At 65.3% G+C, this 23,787-nt stretch carries 21 protein-coding genes, 3 pseudogenes and 1 riboswitch; of the genes and pseudogenes, 10 read left to right on the top strand and 14 right to left on the bottom strand.

What is annotated here, in order from left to right; translation table 11 throughout:
• Window positions 1-48: 48 nt before the first annotated feature.
• The 4 genes from P0Y59_03085 to P0Y59_03070 form a co-directional block, all read right to left on the bottom strand.
• Complete coding sequence (locus P0Y59_03085; GenBank protein WEK00693.1) at window positions 49-390, bottom strand: hypothetical protein; 342 nt, start codon at window positions 388-390, stop codon at window positions 49-51.
• Window positions 391-762: 372 nt separating this feature from the next.
• On the bottom strand, window positions 763-2,298 hold the full coding sequence (locus P0Y59_03080; protein WEK00692.1) for a His/Gly/Thr/Pro-type tRNA ligase C-terminal domain-containing protein: 1,536 nt from the start codon (window positions 2,296-2,298) through the stop codon (window positions 763-765).
• 90 nt (window positions 2,299-2,388) lie between these two features.
• Window positions 2,389-2,766 carry a hypothetical protein gene (locus P0Y59_03075; GenBank protein WEK00691.1) on the bottom strand — a complete coding sequence of 126 codons (378 nt, stop codon included), beginning with the start codon at window positions 2,764-2,766 and terminating at the stop codon, window positions 2,389-2,391.
• A gap of 98 nt (window positions 2,767-2,864) precedes the next feature.
• A complete protein-coding gene (locus tag P0Y59_03070; GenBank protein ID WEK00690.1) occupies window positions 2,865-3,638 on the bottom strand; it encodes a PAS domain-containing protein in 774 nt (257 codons plus the stop codon).
• Between the two features lie 233 nt (window positions 3,639-3,871).
• On the opposite strand from P0Y59_03070, the gene P0Y59_03065 reads away from it, so the two are divergent.
• Window positions 3,872-4,768 carry a DMT family transporter gene (locus P0Y59_03065; protein ID WEK00689.1) on the top strand — a complete coding sequence of 299 codons (897 nt, stop codon included), beginning with the start codon at window positions 3,872-3,874 and terminating at the stop codon, window positions 4,766-4,768.
• A 55-nt stretch (window positions 4,769-4,823) separates the two neighbouring features.
• Window positions 4,824-5,291, top strand: a complete 468-nt coding sequence (locus P0Y59_03060) for an isoprenylcysteine carboxylmethyltransferase family protein (protein WEK00688.1) — start codon at window positions 4,824-4,826, stop codon at window positions 5,289-5,291.
• On the opposite strand, the gene P0Y59_03055 is transcribed toward P0Y59_03060, so the two are convergent.
• From P0Y59_03055 to P0Y59_03025, 7 genes are all read right to left on the bottom strand, one after another.
• On the bottom strand, window positions 5,288-5,803 hold the full coding sequence (locus tag P0Y59_03055) for a DUF1453 family protein (protein ID WEK00687.1): 516 nt from the start codon (window positions 5,801-5,803) through the stop codon (window positions 5,288-5,290). The genes P0Y59_03060 and P0Y59_03055 overlap by 4 nt on opposite strands.
• Window positions 5,804-5,970: 167 nt before the next feature.
• A complete protein-coding gene (gcvPB, locus tag P0Y59_03050; protein WEK00686.1) occupies window positions 5,971-7,554 on the bottom strand; it encodes an aminomethyl-transferring glycine dehydrogenase subunit GcvPB in 1,584 nt (527 codons plus the stop codon).
• Entirely contained in the window at window positions 7,551-8,909 is a 1,359-nt protein-coding gene (gcvPA, locus tag P0Y59_03045) for an aminomethyl-transferring glycine dehydrogenase subunit GcvPA (GenBank protein ID WEK00685.1), read from the bottom strand. The genes gcvPB and gcvPA overlap by 4 nt, the downstream gene beginning before the upstream one ends.
• A 132-nt stretch (window positions 8,910-9,041) precedes the next feature.
• Window positions 9,042-9,413 (bottom strand): glycine cleavage system protein GcvH, encoded by a 372-nt coding sequence (gene gcvH, locus P0Y59_03040; GenBank protein WEK00684.1) that lies wholly within the window; start codon window positions 9,411-9,413, stop codon window positions 9,042-9,044.
• Window positions 9,414-9,415: 2 nt separating this feature from the next.
• Window positions 9,416-10,543, bottom strand: coding sequence for a glycine cleavage system aminomethyltransferase GcvT (gene gcvT, locus P0Y59_03035; protein WEK00683.1), 1,128 nt, complete (start codon window positions 10,541-10,543; stop codon window positions 9,416-9,418).
• Between the two features lie 170 nt (window positions 10,544-10,713).
• A riboswitch (glycine riboswitch) is annotated at window positions 10,714-10,845 on the bottom strand.
• A 79-nt stretch (window positions 10,846-10,924) separates the two neighbouring features.
• Window positions 10,925-11,572 (bottom strand): MOSC domain-containing protein, encoded by a 648-nt coding sequence (locus P0Y59_03030; GenBank protein WEK00682.1) that lies wholly within the window; start codon window positions 11,570-11,572, stop codon window positions 10,925-10,927.
• Complete coding sequence (locus tag P0Y59_03025) at window positions 11,569-12,174, bottom strand: hypothetical protein (protein WEK00681.1); 606 nt, start codon at window positions 12,172-12,174, stop codon at window positions 11,569-11,571. The genes P0Y59_03030 and P0Y59_03025 overlap by 4 nt, the downstream gene beginning before the upstream one ends.
• 156 nt (window positions 12,175-12,330) lie before the next feature.
• Between P0Y59_03025 and ispH the strand changes: the two genes are divergently transcribed.
• The 3 genes and pseudogenes from ispH (at window position 12,331) to rnhA (ending at window position 14,701) form a co-directional block, all read left to right on the top strand.
• A complete protein-coding gene (gene ispH / locus P0Y59_03020; GenBank protein WEK00680.1) occupies window positions 12,331-13,287 on the top strand; it encodes a 4-hydroxy-3-methylbut-2-enyl diphosphate reductase in 957 nt (318 codons plus the stop codon).
• Window positions 13,288-13,292: 5 nt separating this feature from the next.
• A pseudogene (gene thrB / locus P0Y59_03015) lies at window positions 13,293-14,254 on the top strand (homoserine kinase).
• Window positions 14,251-14,701: pseudogene (rnhA, locus tag P0Y59_03010) on the top strand (ribonuclease HI). The pseudogenes thrB and rnhA overlap by 4 nt, the downstream one beginning before the upstream one ends.
• A 1,554-nt stretch (window positions 14,702-16,255) precedes the next feature.
• On the opposite strand, the gene P0Y59_03005 reads toward rnhA, so the two are convergent.
• Genes P0Y59_03005 through P0Y59_02995 form a run of 3 tightly spaced genes read right to left on the bottom strand, consistent with a single transcriptional unit; the run spans window position 16,256 to window position 18,530 of the window.
• The gene (locus tag P0Y59_03005; protein WEK00679.1) at window positions 16,256-16,426 is read right to left on the bottom strand and encodes a DUF1508 domain-containing protein; all 171 of its coding nucleotides are present in this window, start codon (window positions 16,424-16,426) and stop codon (window positions 16,256-16,258) included.
• Window positions 16,427-16,474: 48 nt separating this feature from the next.
• Window positions 16,475-17,569 carry an FAD-binding oxidoreductase gene (locus P0Y59_03000; protein WEK00678.1) on the bottom strand — a complete coding sequence of 365 codons (1,095 nt, stop codon included), beginning with the start codon at window positions 17,567-17,569 and terminating at the stop codon, window positions 16,475-16,477.
• A 19-nt stretch (window positions 17,570-17,588) separates the two neighbouring features.
• Window positions 17,589-18,530 carry an alpha/beta hydrolase gene (locus tag P0Y59_02995; protein ID WEK00677.1) on the bottom strand — a complete coding sequence of 314 codons (942 nt, stop codon included), beginning with the start codon at window positions 18,528-18,530 and terminating at the stop codon, window positions 17,589-17,591.
• Between the two features lie 48 nt (window positions 18,531-18,578).
• Here P0Y59_02995 and P0Y59_02990 point away from each other — a divergent pair, with 48 nt between their 5' ends.
• The 5 genes and pseudogenes from P0Y59_02990 (at window position 18,579) to P0Y59_02970 (ending at window position 23,784) form a co-directional block, all read left to right on the top strand.
• Window positions 18,579-19,052, top strand: a complete 474-nt coding sequence (locus P0Y59_02990) for a prepilin peptidase (protein WEK00676.1) — start codon at window positions 18,579-18,581, stop codon at window positions 19,050-19,052.
• Window positions 19,053-19,101: 49 nt separating this feature from the next.
• Complete coding sequence (gene cpaB, locus P0Y59_02985) at window positions 19,102-20,121, top strand: Flp pilus assembly protein CpaB (GenBank protein ID WEK00675.1); 1,020 nt, start codon at window positions 19,102-19,104, stop codon at window positions 20,119-20,121.
• 1 nt (window position 20,122) lies between these two features.
• A pseudogene (locus P0Y59_02980) lies at window positions 20,123-21,842 on the top strand (type II and III secretion system protein family protein).
• 23 nt (window positions 21,843-21,865) lie between these two features.
• The gene (locus P0Y59_02975) at window positions 21,866-22,495 is read left to right on the top strand and encodes a CpaD family pilus assembly protein (GenBank protein ID WEK00674.1); all 630 of its coding nucleotides are present in this window, start codon (window positions 21,866-21,868) and stop codon (window positions 22,493-22,495) included.
• On the top strand, window positions 22,495-23,784 hold the full coding sequence (locus tag P0Y59_02970; GenBank protein ID WEK00673.1) for a pilus assembly protein CpaE: 1,290 nt from the start codon (window positions 22,495-22,497) through the stop codon (window positions 23,782-23,784). The genes P0Y59_02975 and P0Y59_02970 overlap by 1 nt, the downstream gene beginning before the upstream one ends.
• The last annotated feature ends 3 nt before the right edge of the window (window positions 23,785-23,787 follow it).

Genomic DNA, 23,787 nt, shown 5'->3' with positions numbered 1-23,787 from the left:
AAGATATTGCGGCCAACCTTGCCCGCGCGCAACCTGAACATGGGCGGCTCATTGAGAAGCGCGCGACGCCGTCGAACCAGGTCGTAGACTCATAAAGAGCGGCCTGTCGGCAAACGCCCAACTATCGACATCGCGATCGGCCGATTCAAGCCCCCGCCCCTTCATGCTGGTATCTCCCACACCACCTGGACCGGCCAGTTCCGGAGCAAGCTGCCAAGTATCCGATTCCAGTACAAAGAAAAGCGCGATGAAAAACCGATACCCCTTGCAAAATTCAGCGAGTAAAATGACAATAGTTCTGCAATACGCCACACCCGCCTTGACCCTGCATTCCCAGTCCCCACGCAAGCCCAAATCCGCAACGTGTAATAATTCCTTCACAGCCCTCAAGAACCGCTCGATTTCGCGCCACTCCCAAGTGCCTCGCATAAATCACCGGTTATTTGACGAAAGCGAACGCCCTAGCGCTGCCTCCAACACCCGTTCATCCGCGATACTGCGCCATGGCTCCAACAGTCGGCACGATGACTATCGCACCGATTGGTTCGCGCCGTCGGCCACACCATGGATTCCCGATAAGTCGCATAAATCGAAGCGCCCCCAACCCGCTTCGGCCACCGATCGATTCAACCGCATCACCAGGCATGCAAAGGCAAGGCAGGATGGCGCGCAAACGTCACCCGGCCCGCTCTTTCCCATGACTGATCCACCATCACCCGCCGCACTGCGGCGTGCCGGCGAGACGAAAGGAGAAAATGGGCCCTAGTAGGACCGCCCCACCAAGACCCGTTCCACCGCCGGCTCGCCCGTGAACACGCAAGCGCCGTCCGCCGCGGCGGCATCCATTGCCGCATTGCGGATCGTCAGCTTCAGCGCCTTCAGCCGCTCCACGACCTTGTCGAGCGCCGCACCGGTCGGCTTCGACCATTGCACTTCAGCCCAGCCGGGGTTCTTCACGCTCTCGGCGAACACGCGCTCGAGCCCGGCAAAATCGGTTACGTCACGGGCGATGTTCGCCTCGAGCCGCGCACGGGCCTCGGCGTGCAGGCCGGTCTGGATGCTTTCCAGCGTGGCAACCGCCCCACCAACGAAATCGCCTTGCGGCACCACCTTGCTGTCGAGCTTGCCGTCCTCGCGATAGAGCCGGTCGCGGCGGATCACCGACACATTCCCGCCCGCCACGTCGCGGCCGCCGACCTCGATCACGATCGGTGCGCCCTTCTTCACCCAGCCCCAGCGCTTGGTCGCTGCCTTGGCCGGCTTGAGATCGAGCAATGCCCGCACCGGCTCGCCGAACGCGGACTGCGTCGCCAGCTCTGCCTGTAGCGCTTTGCAGTAATCGACGATCGCCGCGTCCTCTTCCGTGTCGCGCAGCATCGGCACGATCACGATCTGCCACGGCGCGATCCGGGGCGGCACGCGCAGGCCGTCGTCATCGCCATGCACCATGATGACGCCGCCGATCATCCGGGTGGAAACGCCCCAGCTCGTCGTGTTGGCGAGTTCAAGCTCCCCCGCCGCGTTCTGGAAACGGATATTCTGCGCGCTGGCGAAATTGGTGCCGAGGAAATGGCTGGTGCCCGCCTGGAGCGCCTTGCCGTCCTGCATCATCGCCTCGATCGAATAGGTCGCGACGGCGCCCGGGAAGCGCTCATTCTCCGGCTTCTCGCCCGCGACGACGGGCAGCGCGAGGCAATCCTCGGCGAAGCTGCGATAGACTTCGAGCATCTTCAGCGTCTCTTCGCGCGCCTCTTCGACGGAGGCATGGGCGGTATGCCCTTCCTGCCAGAGGAACTCGCTGGTGCGCAAAAACATGCGCGTGCGCATCTCCCACCGGACCACGTTCGCCCACTGGTTGATCAGCACCGGCAGGTCACGCCACGACTGCACCCAGCGGGCAAAGGCGGTGCCGATCACCGTCTCCGAAGTGGGGCGCACGACCAGCGGCTCCTCGAGCTTCGCGGTCGGATCGGGCATCAGCCCGCCCTTGCCGTCGCTCACCAGCCGGTGATGCGTGACGACCGCCATCTCCTTGGCAAAGCCTTCGACATGCTCTGCTTCCTTCTCGAAATAGGAGAGCGGGATGAAGAGCGGGAAATAGCAATTCTCATGGCCGGTCGCCTTGATCCGGTCGTCGAGCAGACGCTGGATGCGCTCCCAGATGCCATAGCCCCATGGCCGGATGACCATGCAACCGCGCACGCCGGATTCCTCGGCAAGATCGGCTTCCGAAATGACTGACTGGTACCAGGCCGAGAAATCGGCCTCGCGGGTGACGGGGAGAGCGTGCTTGATCATGGACGGGCGGATAGCGGCTCGGGACCAGTTCGTCACCCCGGACTTGCTGTAGCGTGCCGTCTTGCGGCGGCCCACCTCACCCGCGCCAGTTCATCCGCCCTTGAACGGCGGTGCCATGCCCATTCCCGAGACGCGGATGAGCGCTTCGTTGAGGGCGATTGCCGCCATGCTCTGGCCAAGCGAATCCGCCATGCACAAGGCCTGGGTGATCAACTCCTCGAGCTTCGCCAGCGAGGGCGCCGCCCCGTCGACGCCGGACCGTGTTTCATCATGATGGATCGTGAGCGCATTCAGTCGCGAGGTTGCCGCGGAGATCAGTATCTCCATCTCGCGCAATTCCTCTTCGGACCCGCCACCCCTGATCAGCGCAATCGCGCGATCGACCAGAATCTGCGTGGCGCGATGGCCATGTTCCGCCACCAGCTCATCGGCTTCGCGGCAGGCTTCCGGGGGGCAATGCAGTCTCATCATGGTGCATACTTTCTGAGCCGGTACCCCTGGTTATGTCGTTCGACGGACACCCGTAACTCGTAAAATTACCGGGCCCTCTGTCTTTGACGGCGCGGTTACAGCAGCCCCCTGCGGATGGCGATGGCGGTGGCATGTACCTTGTTCGAAGCCTGGAGCTTGCGGACTGCGTTGTTCAGGTGGAATTCCACGGTGCGGCGGCTTCGCCCGATGATGGTCGCTGTCTCCTGCGCCGTCTTGCCAACACTCACCCACAAAAGACACTCCCGCTCCCGCTCGCTCAGGGAGCCTTCGCCTTCTTCCGCATCCGCATGGATATCTTCAGCCACCCTTTCCGGCGAATCCACCGGGTCGGTCAGATCGGATGACACTTCCACGCCGAAAATCGGCGCTGCGCGGTCACCGGCCCGGAATTCGGTTATGTCGGTGATGCATCCCACCGCGCGCAGATGCTGCGTATCGTCATCGCGGATGACGCTCGCCACCGATCTGAGCCACCGGATTTCGCCACCGGGCCGAACGATCCGAAACTCGACATGATAGGGTTCGTCGTTTGTGATCAGCATTGCAACGATTTCAGGATCGACTTCGGTCGCGACCACCACGTCGTCGGGATGGATATGGGGTTTGAAATCGGGGATCGAACCAATGTCGACATCGCGTGGGTCGAGCCCAAGTATTTCATACCACCGGTCGTTGCAGATGAGGGTATCCGTATCGATGTCATAGTCCCACAATCCACCACCCAAGGCCTTGAACAAAAAATGCAGCTGCTCGAAGCCGAACGAGTTGGATCGCTGAGAAAGTAATGCTGGTGGCATCTTGCGATCATCTTGCAACCCGTCCGGTCGATCGCTTCCAGTTGACTTCATATCTCACCTGTCTCCCGGACCGATTCCTAGGCTCCCCGGAACCGCGAGCAAGTTAACAAAGGTTAAGCCGGGTGTTCGCTTCCTGTCATGCTGGGCGAGGGGTGGCATCACCGCACGACACATGTCCACGCGGCCGCCGGATACCCGCGCAGTCCGGACTTGTTCCTCCGCACATGGTCCCGCATGGACTCGCTCATGCACATTGCGGCGAGAGGGATGTCGAAACGACGGGAATGATGAGCGCAGACCGCATCTTCCCCGCCATCGCCCTGCGCCTCGTGTCGGTCGTGTGTCTCGCCACCATGGCGGCGCTGATCAAGCTGGCCGAGATGGGCGGCGCGCATCTGGCGGAGATTCTGTTCTTTCGTCAGGCGGTGGGCGTTCCGCTGGTGGCGACGGTGATCGCCATTGGCCCCGGCCTGGCCACGATCCGTACCGGCCAGCTCCACGCCCATGTCATGCGCGCCGTGGTCGGGCTGACCAGCATGACCTGCCTGTTCAGCGCGGTGACGCTGCTCCCGCTCGCCGAATCGACCACGCTTCAGTTCACCGTGCCGATCTTCGCCACGATCCTGGGCGCGCTGGTGCTGGGCGAGCCGACCGGCTGGCACCGCTGGCTCGCCGTCGTGGCGGGTTTCATCGGCGTGCTGATCGTCGCCCGTCCGGGCAGCGGACATTTCGCTTTATGGGGTACGGTCGCCGGGCTGGCCGCCGGCTTCCTTACCGCCGTCGTCTCGATCCAGCTACGCCGGATCGGACGGACCGAAAGTCCGTACACCACCGTCTTCTGGTTCGCGACACTCTCAACGGTGCCCCTCGCCGTCGTTTACGCCTTCGATCACCAGTCCCATTCGCTCCATGTCTGGCTGCTGTTGATCAGCATCGGCGTGGCCGGCAATCTCGGGCAGATCGCGCTGACCTCGGCGCTCAAGCTCGGGCCGGTCTCGATCGTGGTGCCGATGGACTATTCCTCGCTGCTCTGGGCAACGCTCTATGGCTGGCTGCTGTTCGGCGCCCTGCCCGGCCTCCCGACCTGGATCGGTGCGCCGATCGTCATCGGCAGCGGCCTGTACATCGTGTGGCGCGAGCATGTCCGGCGGCGCACGGAGACCGAGCAGGCGATCGTCTAGCCTTGCCTTCCCCGCCCGTCCCTGCATGATGGCCGGGCACGACCGGGAGTGGGCAATGCAAGTTGATCAGGACAGCGCGAAGGTCGGCTTTCCGCCGCCCTTGATCTATCTCGGCACGTTGCTGATCGGCTTCGCCTGGACTGGGTTTACGGGCAGACTGGGTCCGGTCGGCATGATTTCCATCGTGACGGGCGGGGTGTTCGTTGTCCTGGGCGCACTGGTGATTCTTTCGGGCACTGAACGGTTCCGCCGCGCCCACACCGACCCGAAGCCCTGGCGTTCTTCGAGCAGCCTGGTGACGACCGGAATCTATCGCTTCACGCGCAACCCGATGTATCTCGGCATGGCATCGATCCATGCCGGCCTTGCCATCGTCTTCAACAGCTTCACCGCGCTCCTGCTGCTACCGTTGGTGATCCTCATCATCCGCATCCAGGTGATCGCGCGGGAGGAACGCTATCTGCTGGGCAAGTTCGGCGAGGACTATGCCGCCTACAAGAAGAGCGTTCCCCGCTGGTTCTAGGCCCTCGCCGCACGCGCCCCGTCAAGCAGACGCTTCGCGCGCAGATACATCTCCACCCGCTGGACCGCGAACAGGCCGAGCGCGAGGACCACGAGGATATCAGTCAGCATCGCGACGTTCAGGTGCAGCGCACTGCTTCCGGCCCGGGCCGCAACACGCAGGCCCACGATCGCAAAAAGGAAGGCGATTCCGGCCAGCGATGCCTTCTGGTTCAACTGATGCGTCTCGGGATCCACCGTGATCTGCATCGTCTTGCCGCGCTGCCACCCGAGCGCGGCGCCAACCGCCAGTCCGAGCGCGCACAGTCCCCATCCGGCGGGTGTCGGCGGGAACTGCACCAGCATCCAGGCGCAGACGAGCAGGTAGATCGTGGGGAATATCCAGAGCCGCTCGATCCGAAGCGGCCGAAGCTGAGTCAGGCGTCGCGCGCGAAGGGCGAAGACAAGAAGAAAGATCGCGGTCGGGATCGCATATTGGAGCCAGCCCTGCGGCTGACCGGTATGAACCTGCATCGGCTTCTATCCCCCGATTGATCCCTGTCGCGTCGCGTCAGCGACCCGCACCAACGCGCCGCCACGATGGCGGGTTCGTGATCGCGTGCCGCTCGACTCGTTCATACCGGCAAGGAACCGGCCGGGCCAGAGCGCATTGCACCTGCCCGGCCCCGGCCGCCCTTCCCTTATTCCGCTGCCAGCGGGACCGCCGGATCCTTCCACACCAGCACCGGCTTACGTGCGGCCAGCGTTTCGTCGAGCCGGCTGCGCGGCGCGAAATGCGGCGCGGATTTCAGTGCGACGTCACCCGCCTTGGCCCGCTCCGCCACCGAGCGCAGCGCGCCGATGAACTGGTCGAGCGCCGCCTTGCTTTCCGTCTCGGTCGGCTCGACCAGCATCGCGCCGTGTACGACGAGCGGGAAATACATCGTCATCGGATGATAGCCCTCGTCGATCAGCCCCTTGGCGACATCGATCGTCGAGAAACCCTCCGCCAGGTTCGAATCGGAGAACAGCGCCTCATGCATGCACGGCCCCGACGCGCCGAACGGCGCATCGAGCGTGTCGTCGAGCGAGCGCAGGACATAATTGGCGTTGAGCACCGCATCCTCGGCAACCTGGCGCAGGCCGTCAGCGCCATGGCTGAGGATGTAGGTGAGGGCACGCGTGAACATGCCCATCTGGCCCTGGAAGGCGACCATGCGGCCGAAGCTGCCGGCATGATGTTCCTCGGCGGTCTCTTCCTCGACGAGGCGGAAACCGTCGGCCGTCTGTTCGACGAAGGGCAATGGCGCGTATGGCGCCAGTGCTTCGGAGAACACCACCGGGCCCGAACCCGGTCCACCGCCACCGTGCGGGGTGGAGAAGGTCTTGTGCAGGTTGATGTGCATCGCATCGATGCCGAGATCGCCCGGACGGACACGCCCGACGATCGCATTGAAGTTCGCGCCGTCGCAATAGACGAGACCACCCGCCGCATGCACCGCATCGGAGATCGCGCGCATATCGCGCTCGAACAGGCCGCAGGTATTGGGGTTGGTGATCATCACCCCGGCCACGTCAGGCCCGAGTCGCGCGGTCAGCGCGGCCAGGTCGACCCGGCCTTCGCTCGTCGCGGGGATATCCTCGACCGAATAGCCGGCAAAGGCGGCCGTCGCGGGGTTGGTGCCGTGCGCGCTCTCCGGCACGAGGATCACCTTGCGGTGCCCCTCGCCACGCGCTTCGAGCGCGGCGCGGATCGCGAGGATGCCGCACAGTTCGCCATGCGCGCCCGCCTTGGGGCTCATCGCCACCGAATGCATGCCGGTGAGCGTGACCAGCCAGTGCGCGAGCTGGTGGATCACCTCGAGCGCGCCCTGCACCGTATCGACCGGCGCAAGCGGGTGGATGTCGGCGAAACCGGGCAGCCGCGCCATCTTCTCGTTGAGGCGCGGGTTGTGCTTCATCGTGCACGATCCCAGCGGGAACAGGCCGAGATCGATCGCATAATTCTGGCGCGACAGGCGCGTGTAATGGCGCACCGCCTCGGGCTCGGACAGGCCCGGAAGCCCGATCGGCGCGGACCGGTCCAGGCTGCCGAGGCGGGAAGCGACCCTGGCTGGTGCGGCGACCTCGACACCGGTGGTCTCGGTCGACCCGATCTCGAAGATCAGCGCCTCTTCAAGCATCAGCGCCCTATTTCCGGTAAAGGTGTTGCCGGTGAAGGCCGACGCCGTCGTGGTGCCAGCCTCGGGGCGCTCCGGGCGCCAGCCGCTTGCGTTGATCGTCATGCCAGCACCTCCTGAAGCGCGGAGGCAAGTGTCTCGACATCCTCCATGGTGGTCGTCTCGGTCACGGCGACGACCAGGCCATTCGCAAGCGCCGCCTCGCCGGGATAGAGCCGCCCGAGCGATACGCCGGCCAGGATGCCACGATCGGCCAGCGTACGGACCACGGGGCGGGCCTCGACCGGCAGCTTGAGGGTGAATTCGTTGAAGAAGGCGGTGTTGACCAGCTCGACGCCGGGCACCTGCGCCAGCCGCTCCGCCGCGACGACCGCGCCGGCATGGTTGGTCTCGGCCAGCGCCCGCAATCCGGCCTCGCCAAGCAGGGTCATGTGAATCGAAAAGGCGAGCGCGCACAGGCCGGAATTGGTGCAGATGTTCGACGTCGCCTTTTCGCGGCGGATATGCTGCTCGCGGGTCGACAGCGTCAGCACGAAGCCGCGGCGCCCATCGGCGTCAAGCGTCTCGCCGCAGAGCCGGCCGGGCATCTGCCGAAGGTATTTTTCCTTGCAGCCGAACAGCCCGACATAGGGACCGCCGAACTGAAGACCCACGCCGATCGACTGGCCCTCGCCGACGACGATATCGGCATCCATCTCGCCCGGCGACCTGATCGCGCCCAGCGCCACCGGCTCGGTCACGACCGCGATCAGCAGCGCTTTCTTCGCGTGGCAGGCGGCGGCGAGTTCGGACAGGTCCTCGATGCGGCCAAGGATATCGGGATACTGGACGACGACGCAGGAGGTGTCGTTATCGATCGCGGCAATCAGCGCGCCGATATCGGTCCCGGCCGACAGCGACGGCGTGCCCGTCTCAAGCACGTCGCCGGTGAACTTCGCCATGGTCTTCGCGACCGAGACATAGTGTGGGTGCAACCCGGTCGACAGGATCGCCTTGGCCCGCTTTGTCACCCGCCGCGCCATGCCGATCGCTTCCCAGCAGGCGGTCGAGCCGTCATACATCGAGGCATTGGCCACGTCGGTGCCGAGCAGCCGCGCGACCTGGGTCTGGAACTCGAACAGCATCTGCAGCGTGCCCTGAGCGATCTCGGGCTGATAGGGCGTGTATGCCGTCAGATACTCGCCGCGCTGGATCAGGTGATCGACGCTTGCCGGCACATGATGCCTGTAGGCGCCGCAACCGAGAAAGAAGGGCGCATCGCCCGCCGCCAGGTTCTTGCGAGCCAGCGCCGACATATGGCGTTCGACCGCCAGTTCGCTGGCATGACCGGGCAAGCCGTGGATCGGGCCATCCAGTTGGGCAATCGCGGGAACATCGACGAACAGGTCGTCGATCGACTTGGCGCCGATCGTGGCGAGCATCGCCTGGCGATCAGTGTCGGTAAGAGGCAGGTAACGCATTCACGCAATCTCCCCCCTCCCGCCTGCGGGAGGGGTCGGGGGTGGGCGCCCGATCAATTTCGGGCGAAGCGTTGGAGGAGAGCGCAAGCCCACCCCCAACCCCTCCCGCGAGCGGGAGGGGAGCAAGTCAGTTCAAAGCTTGGCGACGAAAGCGGCGTACGCGGCCTCGTCCATCAGGCCCTTCAGTTCTTCCGGATCGCTGAGCGTCAGCTTGAAGAACCAGCCTTCCGTCTCGGGGTCCTCGTTGACGAGGCCGGGGTTGTCGCCGAGTTCGGCATTGCCCTCGATCACGCTGCCCGACACCGGCGAATAAACGTCCGAGGCCGCCTTGACCGATTCCACCACTGCCGCCTCGTCGCCCTTGGCCAGCTTCTTGCCCTTCTCGGGGACGTCGACGAACACGATGTCGCCAAGCTGTTCCTGGGCGTAGGTGCTGATGCCCACGGTGCCGACGTCGCCGTCGACATCGACCCATTCATGATCTTCGGTGAAATAACGGCTCATGCTCACTTGCCTCCTGTACGGACGTAGCGGTGGGGAATTAGCGGCATCGCGGTGACGGTCGCCTGATGGACCTTGCCGCGTTGCGTGATCTGGATGACGGTGCCGATGGCGGCCATCGCGGCAGGCACATAAGCCATGGCGATCGGTGCGCCGAAGCTGGGGGCGAAGCCGCCACTGGTGACCTTGCCGACATCGGACCCGTCCGTATCGACCACCGCCGCGCCCTCGCGCACCGGCTGGCGCCCTTCTACAATCAGGCCGACGCGCTTGACGACCGGGCCTTGCTCACGTTCGAGCAGGATGCGCGCGGCGCCCATGAAATTGCCTTCCTCGCGGCGGCGCTTCGACAGGGCGAAGCCGAGATCGGCCATTACCGGCGTCGTTTCGGGATCGAGATCATGGCCGTAGAGCGGCAGGCCAGCCTCGAGTCGAAGCGAATCCCGCGCGCCCAGCCCGATCGGCTTCACTTCGGCCTCGGCGGTCAGCGCATCGGCGAGCGCTTCCGCCGCCTCGGCCGGCACCGAAATCTCGAACCCGTCCTCGCCGGTATAGCCCGAACGGCTGATCCACAGCGGCGTGCCGTTCCACTCGAACGCGCCGGCGATCATGAACACCAGGGCCTCGACGCCGGGCACCAGCCGCGACAGCACATCCACCGCCTTGGGCCCCTGCAGCGCGAGCAGCGCCTGGTCGTCCATGATGTTGATCGTGATGTCCTCGGGCAGGTGATCGAGGAGATAGGAGATGTCGTCATATTTGGTCGCGCCGTTGACGACCATGTAGATGCCGTCCTCGCGCCGCGTGACCATCAGGTCGTCGAGGATGCCGCCATTCTCCGCCAGCAGCAGCGAATAGCGCATCCTCGCGGTGCCGAGGCCCTTGATATCGCCCGGCAGCAGTGCCTCCAGCGCAGCGTCGGCACCCTCGCCGGTGAACAGCAACTGGCCCATATGGCTGACGTCGAACAGGCCGGCGGACTCGCGGGTCCACAGATGCTCGGCCATGATGCCTTCATACTGGACTGGCATGTGATAGCCGGCGAATTCGACCATGCGGCCGTCGCGCGCGCGGTGCCACGCGTCGAGCGGCAGCGTCTGAATCTCGATTTCGGGGCCTTCGGTGTCGCTCAATGCCGGTCTCCGTCATAAGGTGTCACGGCGTTACGCAGCGCATGACGCGCCGGGTTTCGCCGCCCCCTCTGTCACGGGAACCTGAGAGCTTTCACCCCCCGCCTGCGCAGGATGGCTTACCCCTTCGGTGGGCCGGGCGAACGTCGCGCCAGCCGCTTTCCAGAGTGTCGATAGCCCGCGCGGTCCGGTGTGCCTGAGAGATTCCGGGGCGGTTGCTCCTTCGGCGCCCCGGATCAGGGATGTCCCGCCAAGCAGTTGCTTTGACAAGGTCCCACGTCCGGGGTCTCTCCCGCGCGTGCCCATGGAAGTTGCCCCCCATCGACACGCCCGGTGTGACGCGGCGCAGCATGCGAGTCAATCGGGCTTGGCGACGCTATTCGCTCAAGCCATCAATTTGACGGCACGGCGACGCCAGCCGGCATAGAGCAATTCCATATCGGCCAGCTCGGCCAGCGCCCCTGGATCCTTGCGGTGGTCGCCCGCGATCAGCAGGCCGAACACGCGGCGGACGGTCCAGTCGGGCAAGGGCCGCGCCACCATCGCCAGGGTCTCGCCCGGCTCGGCCGTGCCTTCCTCGATCACGCGGTAGTACCAGCCGCTGCGGCGTTCCTTCACCATCAGCGCGGGCAACGCCGGCCATTGCAGCCGCTCACCCTGTTTCCAGCAGGGCTGGCGGCCCTGGCTGATCTCGATCAGCGCACCGCCCAGGCGGAAACGGTCGCCGATGCAGACCTGGTCTTCAGTGAGGCCGAGGGTCGCGATATTCTCGCCAAAGGCGCCGGGCGCGGCCAGTATAGGCTCATTCTCCCTCGCCTCGCCCCAGCGCGTATAATGATCATGCGGATAGTGATGCAGCGCCTTGTCGGGGCCGCCATGCACGCTCAGATCGGCCTGCTCGTCGCCTTCCAGTCCCAGGAAACCGATCTTCACCGGCCCGGCGACCGGGGATTTCGCGATCGCGCTTGCCTCGCCGCGCGCAAGGTACCGGGCCCTGCCTGTAAGCAGGGCGAAGACCGGGACCGCCGTCACCGAGTCGCGTTGTACTTCAGCTGGTCGTCGGTCAGCTGGAAACCGACCAGCGCCTCGAAGGTCGCGCGCACCACCGCCTGGCGGATTTCCGGGCGACTCAGCGGATCGACCGCGGCGTCGTTGCCGCCCGCCTTGCGCTTCTCGGTCAGCTTCTTGCGGACCTCGTCCGACAGCGTCGCGGCGGCGCGCGCGATGGTGCTTGACGCCTGGCCGCTCGCTACGGCGCGGTCCTGCCCGGCGTTGAAGTGCACCGAGACATGGCCGACGCGCTTGGCGATGACGGCGGTGCCGCCGCGCACCACGGTGATGAAATAGGGCAGGCTCACGTCGCGCGCCACATCGGTGCGGGTGCGGCGGGCCTGGATGTCGAAGGTGACGGTCGTCACGATGTCGTCGGTCGCGTCGGCGCAGGTGGAACGGACATTGGTCATCACCGCCGTCAGGTCGATCGCCGAGGATGCGGTGCTGCCGGCCGGATCGAACAGCGTGATGTCGCCGGTCGCGGCGGGAACGCCCACCGTCGGGCACGCGGAACGGATCGCAGAGATGCCGCCGGTCTCGTCGATGTCGCCGGTGGTGGCGCATCCCCCCCCAAGCAGCATCAGGATGGCAGGAACGGCTAATTTCCGGGCTGTCACGGGCACACGCACCTTATCACACAGGAAGGGGCCTCGCGCCATCGCGCCCGGCCCCGGAACGACACGCACCATAGGAACCGGCTTTCGCGCACGCAAGCAATCGCGTAGAGCCGTGTTGTAATGACCGATGCCCAGAAACCGCCGCTTGAACTGCTGATCGCCGCCCCCCGCGGCTTTTGCGCTGGTGTCGACCGCGCGATCCAGATCGTCGAATTGGCGATCGAGAAATATGGCGCCCCGGTCTATGTCCGGCACGAGATCGTCCACAACCGGTTCGTCGTCGACGCGCTGCGCATCAAGGGCGCCGTGTTCGTCGAGGAACTGGACGAGGTGCCGGACGGCGTACCGGTGGTCTTTTCGGCGCATGGCGTGCCCAAGGCGGTGCCGGACAAGGCGGCCGAGCGCGGCCTCACCTATCTCGACGCCACCTGCCCGCTCGTCTCCAAGGTCCATCGCCAGGCCGAGCGGCTCGTCGCCGCGGGCCGGCATATCCTGTTCATCGGGCATGGGGGGCATCCCGAGGTGATCGGTACCTTCGGCCAGGTGCCGGAGGGCAGCATGTCGCTGGTCGAGACGATCGAGGATGTGGACAAGATCGAGCCGCTCGATGTCGGAAACCTTGCCTTCCTTACCCAGACCACCCTCTCCGTCGACGACACCGCCGATATCGTCGAGGCGCTGCAGCGCCGCTTTCCGGGGATCGAGGCGCCGCGCGGCGAGGACATCTGCTACGCCACGTCGAACCGCCAGGGCGCGGTGAAGAAGATCGCCGCCGCGTGCGACGCCATGCTGGTGATCGGCGCCCCCAATTCCTCCAACTCGGTCCGGCTGGTCGAGGTCGCGGTGCGCGAAGGCACGCCGGCGCAGCTCGTCCAGCGCGCCAGCGACCTGAACTTCGATTTCCTCAAGGGCGTCCGCACGCTTGGCATCACCGCCGGCGCCTCGGCACCCGAAGTCCTGGTGCGCGAGCTCGTCACCAGGCTCGCCGAGCGATTCGAGATCAGCGAATATGAGGTCGAGACGACCCGCGAGACGATCTCCTTCAAGCTGCCTCGCGGCCTCGAAGTCGCAGCCTAAACTCCATGGCCGTCTATACCCAGGTTTCGGCGGAGGCGCTGGCCGCCTTCCTGTCGCGCTTCGACCATGGCGAACTGGTGTCCGCCAAGGGCATCGCCGAGGGCGTCGAGAACAGCAACTATCTCGTCGACACGACTCGGGGCCGCTTCATCCTGACGCTCTACGAGAAGCGCGTTCATCTCGATGACTTGCCCTTCTTCTTCTCGATGATCGATCATCTGGGCGCGCACGGCCTGCCGGTGCCGCGCGCCCTGCCCGACCGCGACGGCGTGGTGATCCAGCAGCTCGAAGGCAGGCCCGCCTGCCTGATCGAGTTCCTGACCGGCGTCTCGGTCTCGCACCCGACCAATGCCCAGGCGTTCGCCGCCGGCGCCGCGATGGGGCAGATGCACCAGGCACTGGCCGACTTCCCTCTCGTTCGGCCGAACTCGATGGGCGTGGAGAGCTGGCGCCCGCTGTTCGACCGCTGCGGCCGCGACCTCGATGGCATCGCGCCGGGGCTGTACGACGAGGTCGGCTTCGCGCTGGACGATATTCTCTCCGCCTGGCCCGATCATCTGCCGACCGGTACGATCCACGCCGACCTCTTCCCCGACAATGTGCTGATGCGCGGCGATGCGGTGAGCGGCCTGATCGACTTCTATTTCGCCTGCACGGACATCCGCGCCTATGACCTCGCGGTGATGCATACCGCATGGTCGTTCGACGCGACCGGAACCACCGCCGACTGGGCCGTGGGACGAGCGCTGATCGAAGGCTACACGCGATCCGTCGCGCTCGACCAGCATGAGCGCGCGGCCCTGATCCCCCTCGCCAGGGGCGCCTGCATCCGCTTCCTGTTTGTCACGCGCCTGGGACTGGCTCAACACCCCCGCCGATGCGCTCGTGACCTCGCAAGGACCCCCTCGCCTATCTGCGCCGCCTCAACGCCTATGACGCGCGCACCACCCCGCTGGATATCGCATGACCGAACTGACAAAAGTCGAGATCGCCACTGACGGCGCCTGCAAGGGCAATCCGGGGCCGGGCGGCTGGGGCGCGATCATCCGTTCGGGCACCAGCGAACGCGAACTGGCCGGCGGCGAGAAGCTGACCACGAACAACCGCATGGAGCTGACCGCGGCGATCGAGGGACTGAACGCGCTGAAGCGCCCCTGCCATGTCGTCCTGTCGACCGACAGCCGCTATGTGATGGACGGCCTGACCAAATGGATCAAAGGCTGGCAGAAGAATGGCTGGAAGACCGCCGCGAAGCAGCCGGTCAAGAACGCCGATCTGTGGCAGGCCCCTGCTCGCCGCCGCCAAGCCGCATCGCATCGAATGGCTCTGGGTGAAAGGCCATGCCGGCCATCCCGACAATGAGCGCGCGGACAGGCTGGCCAGCGATGCCGCTGTGGCGGCGGGGCGGGGTTAGGGAGACGCTGCCGAGGGGGCGGAACCCGCACGAAGATCCTCACGCCCGCCGTCACTCGCTGAAATCAAGACAATGCTCAATCTGCCCTCGGATTGAGCCAAGTTTCATCTTAATTGCGATGGTGCTGAGAGTTGGACGACACGTTCACGCCAGCCCGCCTTGCCGCCGCCCCTTCCATTTCGCGCGCCATATCAAGGCGGCCACGCTCATGCCGAACAGCAAGGTCATCGGCGGTCCGGGGATTGGGGTTGGTGTCCCCGGAGTACCGGGTTGTTCCTGGAGTGCCGGGTGGTCCCCGGGGTACCGGGCGTTCCCGGGGTGCCGGGTGCCCCCCGGAGTGCCAGGCGTTCCCGGAGTGCCAGGCGTTCCCGGAGTGCCAGGCGTTCCCGGAGTGCCAGGCGGTTTCCCGGGGGTACCGGGCGTCCCTGGAGTGCCGGGCGTCCCTGGAGTGCCCGGCATTCCCGGAATGCCCGGATAGGTCATACCGGGCGTTCCATAGCTCACCGCCTGGAAGTAACCGCCGCTGAACGCGAGCACGTTACCCCCGCCGCCAGCATATCCGTCGGCATTGGTCATCGGAGGGTACGGCACCGGCACGCCCTGCGTCGTGACCGCCACCTCTGCCGGTGCGCATCTTACCGTGGTTGTCGTGACCTGACGCCGCACGCGGCGAATCGCCACGGCGCGCTTCTTGTATTTCAGATGTTTGGTCACTTGAACTCGGCTGACGTTCGACCGTTCAGCCACGTGAACCGCGCCACCGCCAACAATTGCGCCCCCGCAGGCACACGCGCAGAGCTTCGCCAGAGCCATTTTTACCGACATGGAATATGTTCCCCGCGCAACTTCGATTCCGGATATTGAATCGCAGCATTACGCTACCGAACAAGGCATATGATTAAAATGCGTTAACCATAATTCATATGTCACATATCGGGATTCTTCCCGACACAATACACTTCGCAGATTTAAAGTCAGTTGACTTGGTGAATTATCGCAAATCACTGCACACTAATAATACCACCTTGATGCAAATCAATATTTCGAAAATCGTACAAAATCAGCTCCGTCACAGGGTGTGAAATGCATTTATGCGAATGCTATAATAAAATTTCACAGTAATTTAATTTTATCCTCCAAATTATTCGAACCAAATCGAACAACAACAGCAAGAGTACCAATGATCTACTCAAGCTTGAGGATAGCCCAAATGGAAAATTGGCGGCCCTGCACCTTGCGCCACGCGACTCCCGCAGCGGCGGCGGCAAAACCATCCAACATCACGCACCCGCTTTGCCCCCTTCCCTTTTGGAAGATGACGGCAGCACCGTGCAAAAGCGTCTTTGAATCCTGTCGCACGCCCCAATAACGCCACGCACCCAAACGCGGCCTATCTGCCACGCCAGATGTCGAGTGCTCATGAAGCTACGACGACACCATCCACGGCGGACACTGCTGCCCGCCGAAGGACAAGCGCCGCCCACGCCGCCTGAACCAGCGGCCCCTGTCACGGATACGGAATGGAGCGCGGGCGCTACGACCTACGCCGGACGATCAATCCTCGACGGGCGCCGGGGGGCCGTTCTTCTTGATCGAATCGATCGCGTTCTGCGCGCTGGCCTTGGTCGTATAGCCTTCGGTCCAGAACATGATTTCGCTGTTGTACTTGAACTTGGCGACATACTCGCCGGCCTTGTTCTGCTCGATCACGAATTTATGGGCCATCGCATCTCTCCCGGAGTGGATTGATGCAGATTAGCCTCGCCCGAACCGTTACGCCAGCGTCCGAAAGCGATCGGGCGCATATTGCGCCGGATCGATCGCGGCGACGATCGGATCGGGGCTCCGGCCCAGCAACAGCGCCGCCGCCAGCGCCGCCCCGGCTGGTGCGGTCTGAATGCCGAATCCCCCCTGCCCCGCGCACCAGAAGAAGCCAGGCATCCGGGGATCGAAGCCGTAGACCGGCAGCCGGTCGGGCGCGAAGCTCCTGAGGCCTGCCCAGCGGCGCTCGACCGCCTCGACCTTCCAGTCGACGACCCCCTCGAACCTGTCGATCGCGATGGCGACGTCAAGCTCCTCGGGCTGGACGTCGCACGGGTCTACCGGCGTCTCGTCATGCGGGCTGAGCCATAGCCGCCCGCCCGCCTCCGGCTTGAAATAGAACTGCCCCGATATGTCTCCGACATGAGGCAGCCCCCCCGGCGCGGCGGGGGCAGTCCGCAACTGGGTCATGGTACGGCGATAGGGCTGGATGCCGATCGGCACGGCCCCCGCGATCCGCGCGACGGTATCGGCCCATGCCCCCGCGGCGTTGACCAGGGCGGTCGCGCCGAAGCTGCCGGCGCTCGTCTCGATCTGCCACTGCCCGTCCATACGTGTCGCGGCACGAAGCGGTGAGTCAACGATCAGCTCGGCTCCAGCGCGACGGGCACGGGCGAGGCAGTCGGCATGGAGCGCGGCCACATCGATATAGGCGCTGCTCGCCTCCATCACGCCGAGTGTCCAGTCATCGCGCAAGCCTGGGACGAACGCCGCCGGATCGACCCGCTCGAGCGCGACCGGGGCATTGTCGAACTCGGCGAGGAAAGCGTCGATCGCGGCCGCATCGGCCGTCCGACCGATATGGAGCGAACCGAGCGGCGCAAGGAACCCACCGGCCTGGAGCACCGGGCCCGATGCGCTGGTGAGCGGCTGCACGCCGGGGCCGCCATAGCTTTCGGACCAATAGGCCGCCGATCGCCCGGTGGCGTGATAGCCGGGTGCATCCTCCGCCTCGATCAGCAGCACCGACGCGTTCGGCGCGACCGCTGCCGCGAGGCTGGCGCCGGCGATACCGGCGCCGACGATCACGATGTCATAGTGCTTCAAGATTGTGTCTCCGATGCGCTCAGCGTTGCGCGCGCGCGGCCAGGAAAATGTCGATCTCGCCGATCGCACGATTGCGCACGCTGTCCGCCTCGCGCAGCACCTCATGGGCGGATTCCTGCCCGAACCTCACGACACGCACGTCGGGCAATTTGGTGGCGACCTGCAGCGCCGCCTTGGGGCTCACCAGCTTGTCCGCCTCGGCGACGAGCATCAGCACCGGCACGGTCATCGTCTTCAACCGCGGATCGTCCCGCAGGCGCCGGGTCGATTCGAACGCCCTGATCACCCACCGCCAGCTTGGCGGCCCCAGCACCAGCTCGGGCTTGGTCGATTGCCAGTAGATCTCGTCTTCATAGCGGGCGGGGTCGTGGGTCAGCAGGGCCTGACGCGTCGACGTCGTCGCGGGGCGCTCATTGACCTTCCACGCCGGACGCGCCGAATTGCCGACGCCGCCCAGCAATTTCGCGAGCCGCTCCCCCATTCCGGCGCCGAGCGGACTGTGCAGGCCGAGCATCGGCGCGACCAGCACCGCGGCCACCGGCCGGGCAACGCCTTCAGTCAGCGCGCGCAGCACGAGGTGCCCGCCCATCGAATGACCCATCACCACCTGCGGCCCGGCTGCCTGGGCCGACCAGTCGGCCCAGAAGGCAGCGAAATCGTCGATGAAGACGTCGAACGTCTCGACATGGCCGACATGAGGATCGGGCGACAGCCGCCCCGACCCACCCTGCCCGCGCCAGTCGAACGCGGTGATCGACCAGCCCTGGCCGTGCCAATGGGCGAACGCCTCCAGATATTTCTCGAAGATGTCGCCGCGGCCGCCCTGGAACAGGATGCTGCCGCGCTGATTCCCTTCCGCCGGCCAGTCGAAACGGCGCAGCTGCCAGCCGTCGGGCGCGGTCCAATGCGAGATCCGGGCGGTTGCCGGAATCGCGCGACGGTAGAGCTGCGGAGAAACCATGAATGCTGGTTACTTTTTAGAAAGCCATGTCGTCTAGGGTAATTGCCCATGGGCGGGGGAATAGAAAACGCTTTGCTGCTTGGCGCGCTGGCGCTGCTCCTTGTCTCCGCGGGGATCCAGGATGCACGCACCCGCGAAATCGCCAATTGGAAGAACCTGGCGATCCTGGTGCTCGCCCCGTTCTGGTGGTGGGCCAACGGCCTGTCGCTCTGGCCTGACATGGCGATCCAGCTCGGCGTGGCAGCGATCGTCTTCGCTTTTTTCTTCGGCGCCTTCGCCTTTGGGTGGATGGGCGGCGGCGACGTGAAGATGATCGGCGCGCTCGCCTTGTGGTTCCCGTTCGCTGGCCTCGCCTGGATGCTGATCGTGATGTCGCTGATCGGCGGGGCGCTCACGCTGCTGCTCGTGATCGAGCGTGCCGTCCGCAAAAAGACCGGCGCGATCGAGATTCCGTACGGCGTGGCGATCGCGATCGCTGCCCTTCTTACACTTCGCGAACCGATTCTTAACCAGTTCCTGTGAATGCTTAACGCGGGCTCAATCGTCCCGTGCCCGAAAGGCCTGAATCGTCATGGACAGTCGCAAGATCATTCTTCTGGTGGGCGCCTTGATCGTCGCTGCGATCACGGCCTTCATGGCGCGCAGCCTGCTCGTCGGCGGATCGGCGCCCCAGGCTGGCGCGGCCACTACGGCCGCCGCCCCGGTCGATGGTCCCGAGGTGCTCGTCGCAACGCGCGCGCTGCCCGTGGGTACGATCCTGGATGCCACCGCGCTGAAGTTTCAGCCCTGGCCGAAGGAGCTGGTCGACAACGCCTATTTCATCAAGAACACCGCCGACCTGAAGTCGCTTCAGGGCACGGTCGTGCGCAACGCGATCACCGCTGGCCAGCCGGTCACGCAGGGCGCGCTGGTGAAACCCGGCGATCGCGGTTTCCTGGCGGCCGCACTCGGCCCGGGCATGCGCGCCGTGACCGTGCCGGTGTCGGCGCAGACCGGCGTCGCCGGCTTCGTCTTCCCGGGCGACCGGATCGACCTGGTGCTGACCCAGACGGTGACCGGCGGCGGCGACGGCCCGCCGCTGAAGGTCGCCGAGACCATCATGCGCAACCTGCGCGTGCTGGCGACCGACCAGCGCACCGACAACCAGGCGGGCGAGGACGGCAAGACAGTCGTCCGCACCTTCTCCAACGTGACGATCGAGGCAACGCCGAAGATCGCGGAGAAGATCGCGGTCGCCCAGACCCTCGGCTCGCTTTCCCTGTCGCTGCGTTCGATCGCCGACAACAACAGCGAACTTGAGGAAGCGATCGCCAACGGGGACGTCAAGGTACCCGAAGGCAGTGACCCGAAGGCCGAAAAGGCAATGCTGCTGCGGGTCGCGAGCCAGCCCCAGGCCGGCAATTCGACACTCGCGACCGGTGCCGACGTCTCGCGCTTCCAGCGCAGCACCGTGCCCGGCAAATCGGCCGAGTCCATGCCCAGCGCACCGGGCGCACCGGGATTTCCGGGCGCAGCGGTGACGACTGGTCCGGTGGTCCGGGTCGCGCGGGGAAATAATGTGACCGATGTTCCGGTCGGGGGGAAGAAATAGGATGCGTATCAGGACCTTCTTGCATCGCTCGATTGCGGTGACGGCGGCGGCGGCCCTGGTCGCCACCCTGCCCGCGACCGCGATCGCCGGTGCGGCCAAGGCTGGTCCAGCAAGGCCACGCCCGGCCACCGCGCGTCCGGCGCGGGTGGGAACACCCCCGGTCGGCACGCAGCGGCCGACCCGCCAAGTATTGCTCTCGATCGGCCAGGGTGAGTTGATCACCCTTCCGTCCGACGTCGCCGACGTGTGGGTGTCCAACCCGAGCACCGCCGACGTCTATGTCAGCAACGCGCGCCAGATCCATCTGTTCGGCAAGGAATTCGGCGAAGCGACCGTGTTCGCGACGAATGCGAGCGGCGCCGTGATCTATTCAGCCAACGTCCTGGTCAGCCAGAACATCACGTCGATCGATCGCATGATGAAGCTCGCGATGCCCGATGCCGACATCCATGTGACGACGACCGGCCAGATCGCCGTGCTGACCGGCACGGTCGCCGCGCCGGAGGACAGCGCCCAGGCCGAACGGCTGGTGACGGCGCTGCTCAACCCGGGCGTCAACGCTTCCGATGCCACCGCCACCCTGAAGATCGCCGTGTTCAACCGGCTTCGCACCGCGACCCCCGCTGCAGGTCAACCTTCAGGTCCGCTTCGCCGAGGTCAGCCGCAGCTTCGTGAAGAATATCGGCGTCAATCTCACCAATCGCGACAATAGCGGCGGAACCCTGTTCGGCATTACCCAGGGGCGCCAGGGCACCATCACGACGGTTCCGGGCCTTCCGCCGGTACCGGGCGGTCCCCCGGTGGCCGTCGACGCGAATGGCGCCGTCCCCGGCAATACCCTGTTCAAATTTCCGGCGGGCACGGGAATGGGAACGGTACTTGGCCTCGCCGGACGCGCGTTCGGCATGGACCTGCTCGCGTCGCTCGATCTGGGTGAACGGGACGGTCAGGTGACGACGCTCGCCAACCCCAACCTCACCGCCCTCTCCGGCGAGACCGGCACTTTCCTCGCAGGCGGCGAGATCCCGATACCGGTGAGTCAGGGCCTCGGCGCTGTCTCGGTCGAGTACAAGCAATATGGCGTCAGCCTGGCCTACACCCCGACTGTCCTGGCTGACGGACGCATCTCGCTTCGGGTCCGTCCAGAAGTATCGCAGCTCTCGGCAGCGGGCTCGGTGACGATCGGCAACATCGTCATTCCCGGGCTCACGACCCGCCGGGCGGAAACCACGGTCGAGCTCGGCTCGGGCCAGAGCTTCATGATCGCCGGCCTGCTCCAGAACGACCATCAGAACTCGATCGACAAGGCTCCGGGCATTGGCGACGTGCCGATCCTGGGCGCCCTGTTCCGTTCCAACAGCTTCCAGCGCAACGAGACTGAGCTCGTCATCGTGATCACTCCGTATCTGGTGAAGCCGGTCAATGCGAACGACATCGTCCTGCCAACCGATGGCTACAAGGCGCCGACCGATCTGGATCGGGTGCTGCTCGGCCAGCTCGGCGGCGGCACCAACGGAGGGGATCGACCCAAGCCAAGCATGGCCCCGCCCGCCGGTGCCGAGCCCTCCTTCGGTGCGGCCGCGCCCGTCTCCGTCCTCCCCTCGCAGGCGCCGCAGCAGCCGCGCCGCGAGGAATCGGTGATCAAGAGCACGCCGCCCGAAACCAAATCGAAATCGAAATCGAAGGCCGAGAGCGTCGCGCCCGGCTTCAACCTCAACTGACCGTCGGCTCAAGGGAAAGACCCATGATCAAGCGTACGACCCTCCTCGCATCAGCCCTTGTGCCGGCCCTGCTGCTGGGCGCCTGCGCGGGCACGCAGAACCGTGGCGTGGAATCGGTCCACCAGCCGGTTGTCAGCCGGACCGACTATGTGTTCGACGTCAATACCAGCGGCAACACCCTCGCCCCGGGCGAGGCGCAGCGTCTTGCCGGCTGGATGTCCTCGCTTCGCCTCGGCTATGGTGATCGCGTCTCGATCGACGATCCCAACACCCATGGCGGGGGCATCCGGGACGAAGTCTCGACCGAGATCGCGCATTATGGGCTGCTGCTGTCCGACGACGCGCCGGTCACCGGGGCCACCATCGCGCCCGGCATGGCGCGGATCGTCGTCACGCGGATGAAGGCAAAGGTGCCGGGCTGCCCGGATTTCAGCCGGATGAGCCAGCCCGAGTTCGAGAGCAATACCTCGTCCAACCAGGGGTGCGCGATCAATTCCAACCTGGCCGCGATGGTCGCCAACCCGGGCGACCTCGTACGCGGCCAGCCAGGCGCTGAAACCATCGACCCCGCGGTCTCCACCCGCGCGATCGGCACCTATCGCAAGGCCGTGCCCACCGGCGCCAGCGGCCTCAAAGATCCGGCGACCAAGTAATGAACGCTCCCTTCAACAGCGGCCGTATCGGCCAGCGCGAACCCTTCAGCGCCTTTGTGTGCGACGAGACCACCGCCGAGATCCTGCGGCCGGTCGCCGTCGAGATGGGCTGGGTACCGGAGAAGGTGAACAAGGGCGGCCTGCGCAATGCGGTCCAGTCGCTCTCGGTCTCGGCCAGCCCGCAGATACTGTTCGTCGATCTCTCCGAATCCGGCGATCCCCTGAACGACATCAATGCGCTGGCCGAAGTCTGCGAACCCGGCACCGTCGTGATCGCGGCGGGGCAGGTCAACGACGTGCGGCTGTATCGCGATCTCGTGGTCAGCGGCATCCAGGACTATCTGCTCAAGCCATTGAGCCCGGACATGTTGCGCGAGGCGTTCACCCATGCCCAGACCATCCTCAACGCGCCCAAGCAGGTCGACGCCAGCGGCGAGCGACCGCATTGCTCCACCGCCTTTATCGGCGCGCGCGGTGGCGTCGGCGCCTCCACGCTGGCGACGTCGGTCGCCTGGATCCTCAGCGAGAAGGGTGGGCGGACGACAGCGTTGCTCGATCTCGACGTGCATTTCGGCACCGGCGCGCTTGCGCTCGATCTCGAGCCGGGCCGCGGCCTGACCGACGCGATCGAGAATCCCAGCCGAATCGACGGCCTGTTCATCGAACGCGCGATGGTCAAATCGAGCGAGATGCTGTCGGTGCTGTCGGCCGAAGCCCCGATCAACTCGCCGGTCCTGACGGATGGTGCGGCCTTCTACCAGCTTCAGGAGGAGATGCGCGCCGCGTTCGAATGCACGATCGTCGATCTGCCGCGCAACATGCTGGTCCAGCATCCGCACCTCATCACTGACGTGCAGGTCGCGGTGGTGGTGACCGAGCTCACCCTCGCCGCGGCCCGCGATTCGATCCGGATCCTGTCCTGGCTCAAGTCCAACGCGCCGCAGACCCAGATATTCGTCGTCGCCAACAAGATGCACGTCAACGGGCAGCAGGAAATCAGCCGCAAGGACTTCGAGGGATCGATCGAGCGCAAGATCGATTTCGTGATCCCGTTCGACCAGAAGCTGGGCGCCCAGGCGGCCAAGCTGGGCAAGCCGCTGTCAGAGGCTGGCAAGGGATCAAAGACGATCCAGCCGATGGTCGATCTCGCCACGAGGCTGATGGGCGTCGGCGATTCGGCCGAGGGCGATGACGGCCGCAAGAAGAAGGGCGGCAGCGGCGGCACGTCGCTGATGGGCAAGTTCGCCGATCTCAAATCGATGATGCCGAAGCGTTCGGCGAAGAAATGAGCC

Origin of the sequence: Candidatus Sphingomonas phytovorans, assembly GCA_029202385.1 — a bacterium.
Taxonomy (GTDB): domain Bacteria; phylum Pseudomonadota; class Alphaproteobacteria; order Sphingomonadales; family Sphingomonadaceae; genus Sphingomonas; species Sphingomonas phytovorans.
Note: the sequence above shows the minus strand (reverse complement) of the source record. Positions and strands in the feature narration are given on the sequence as shown.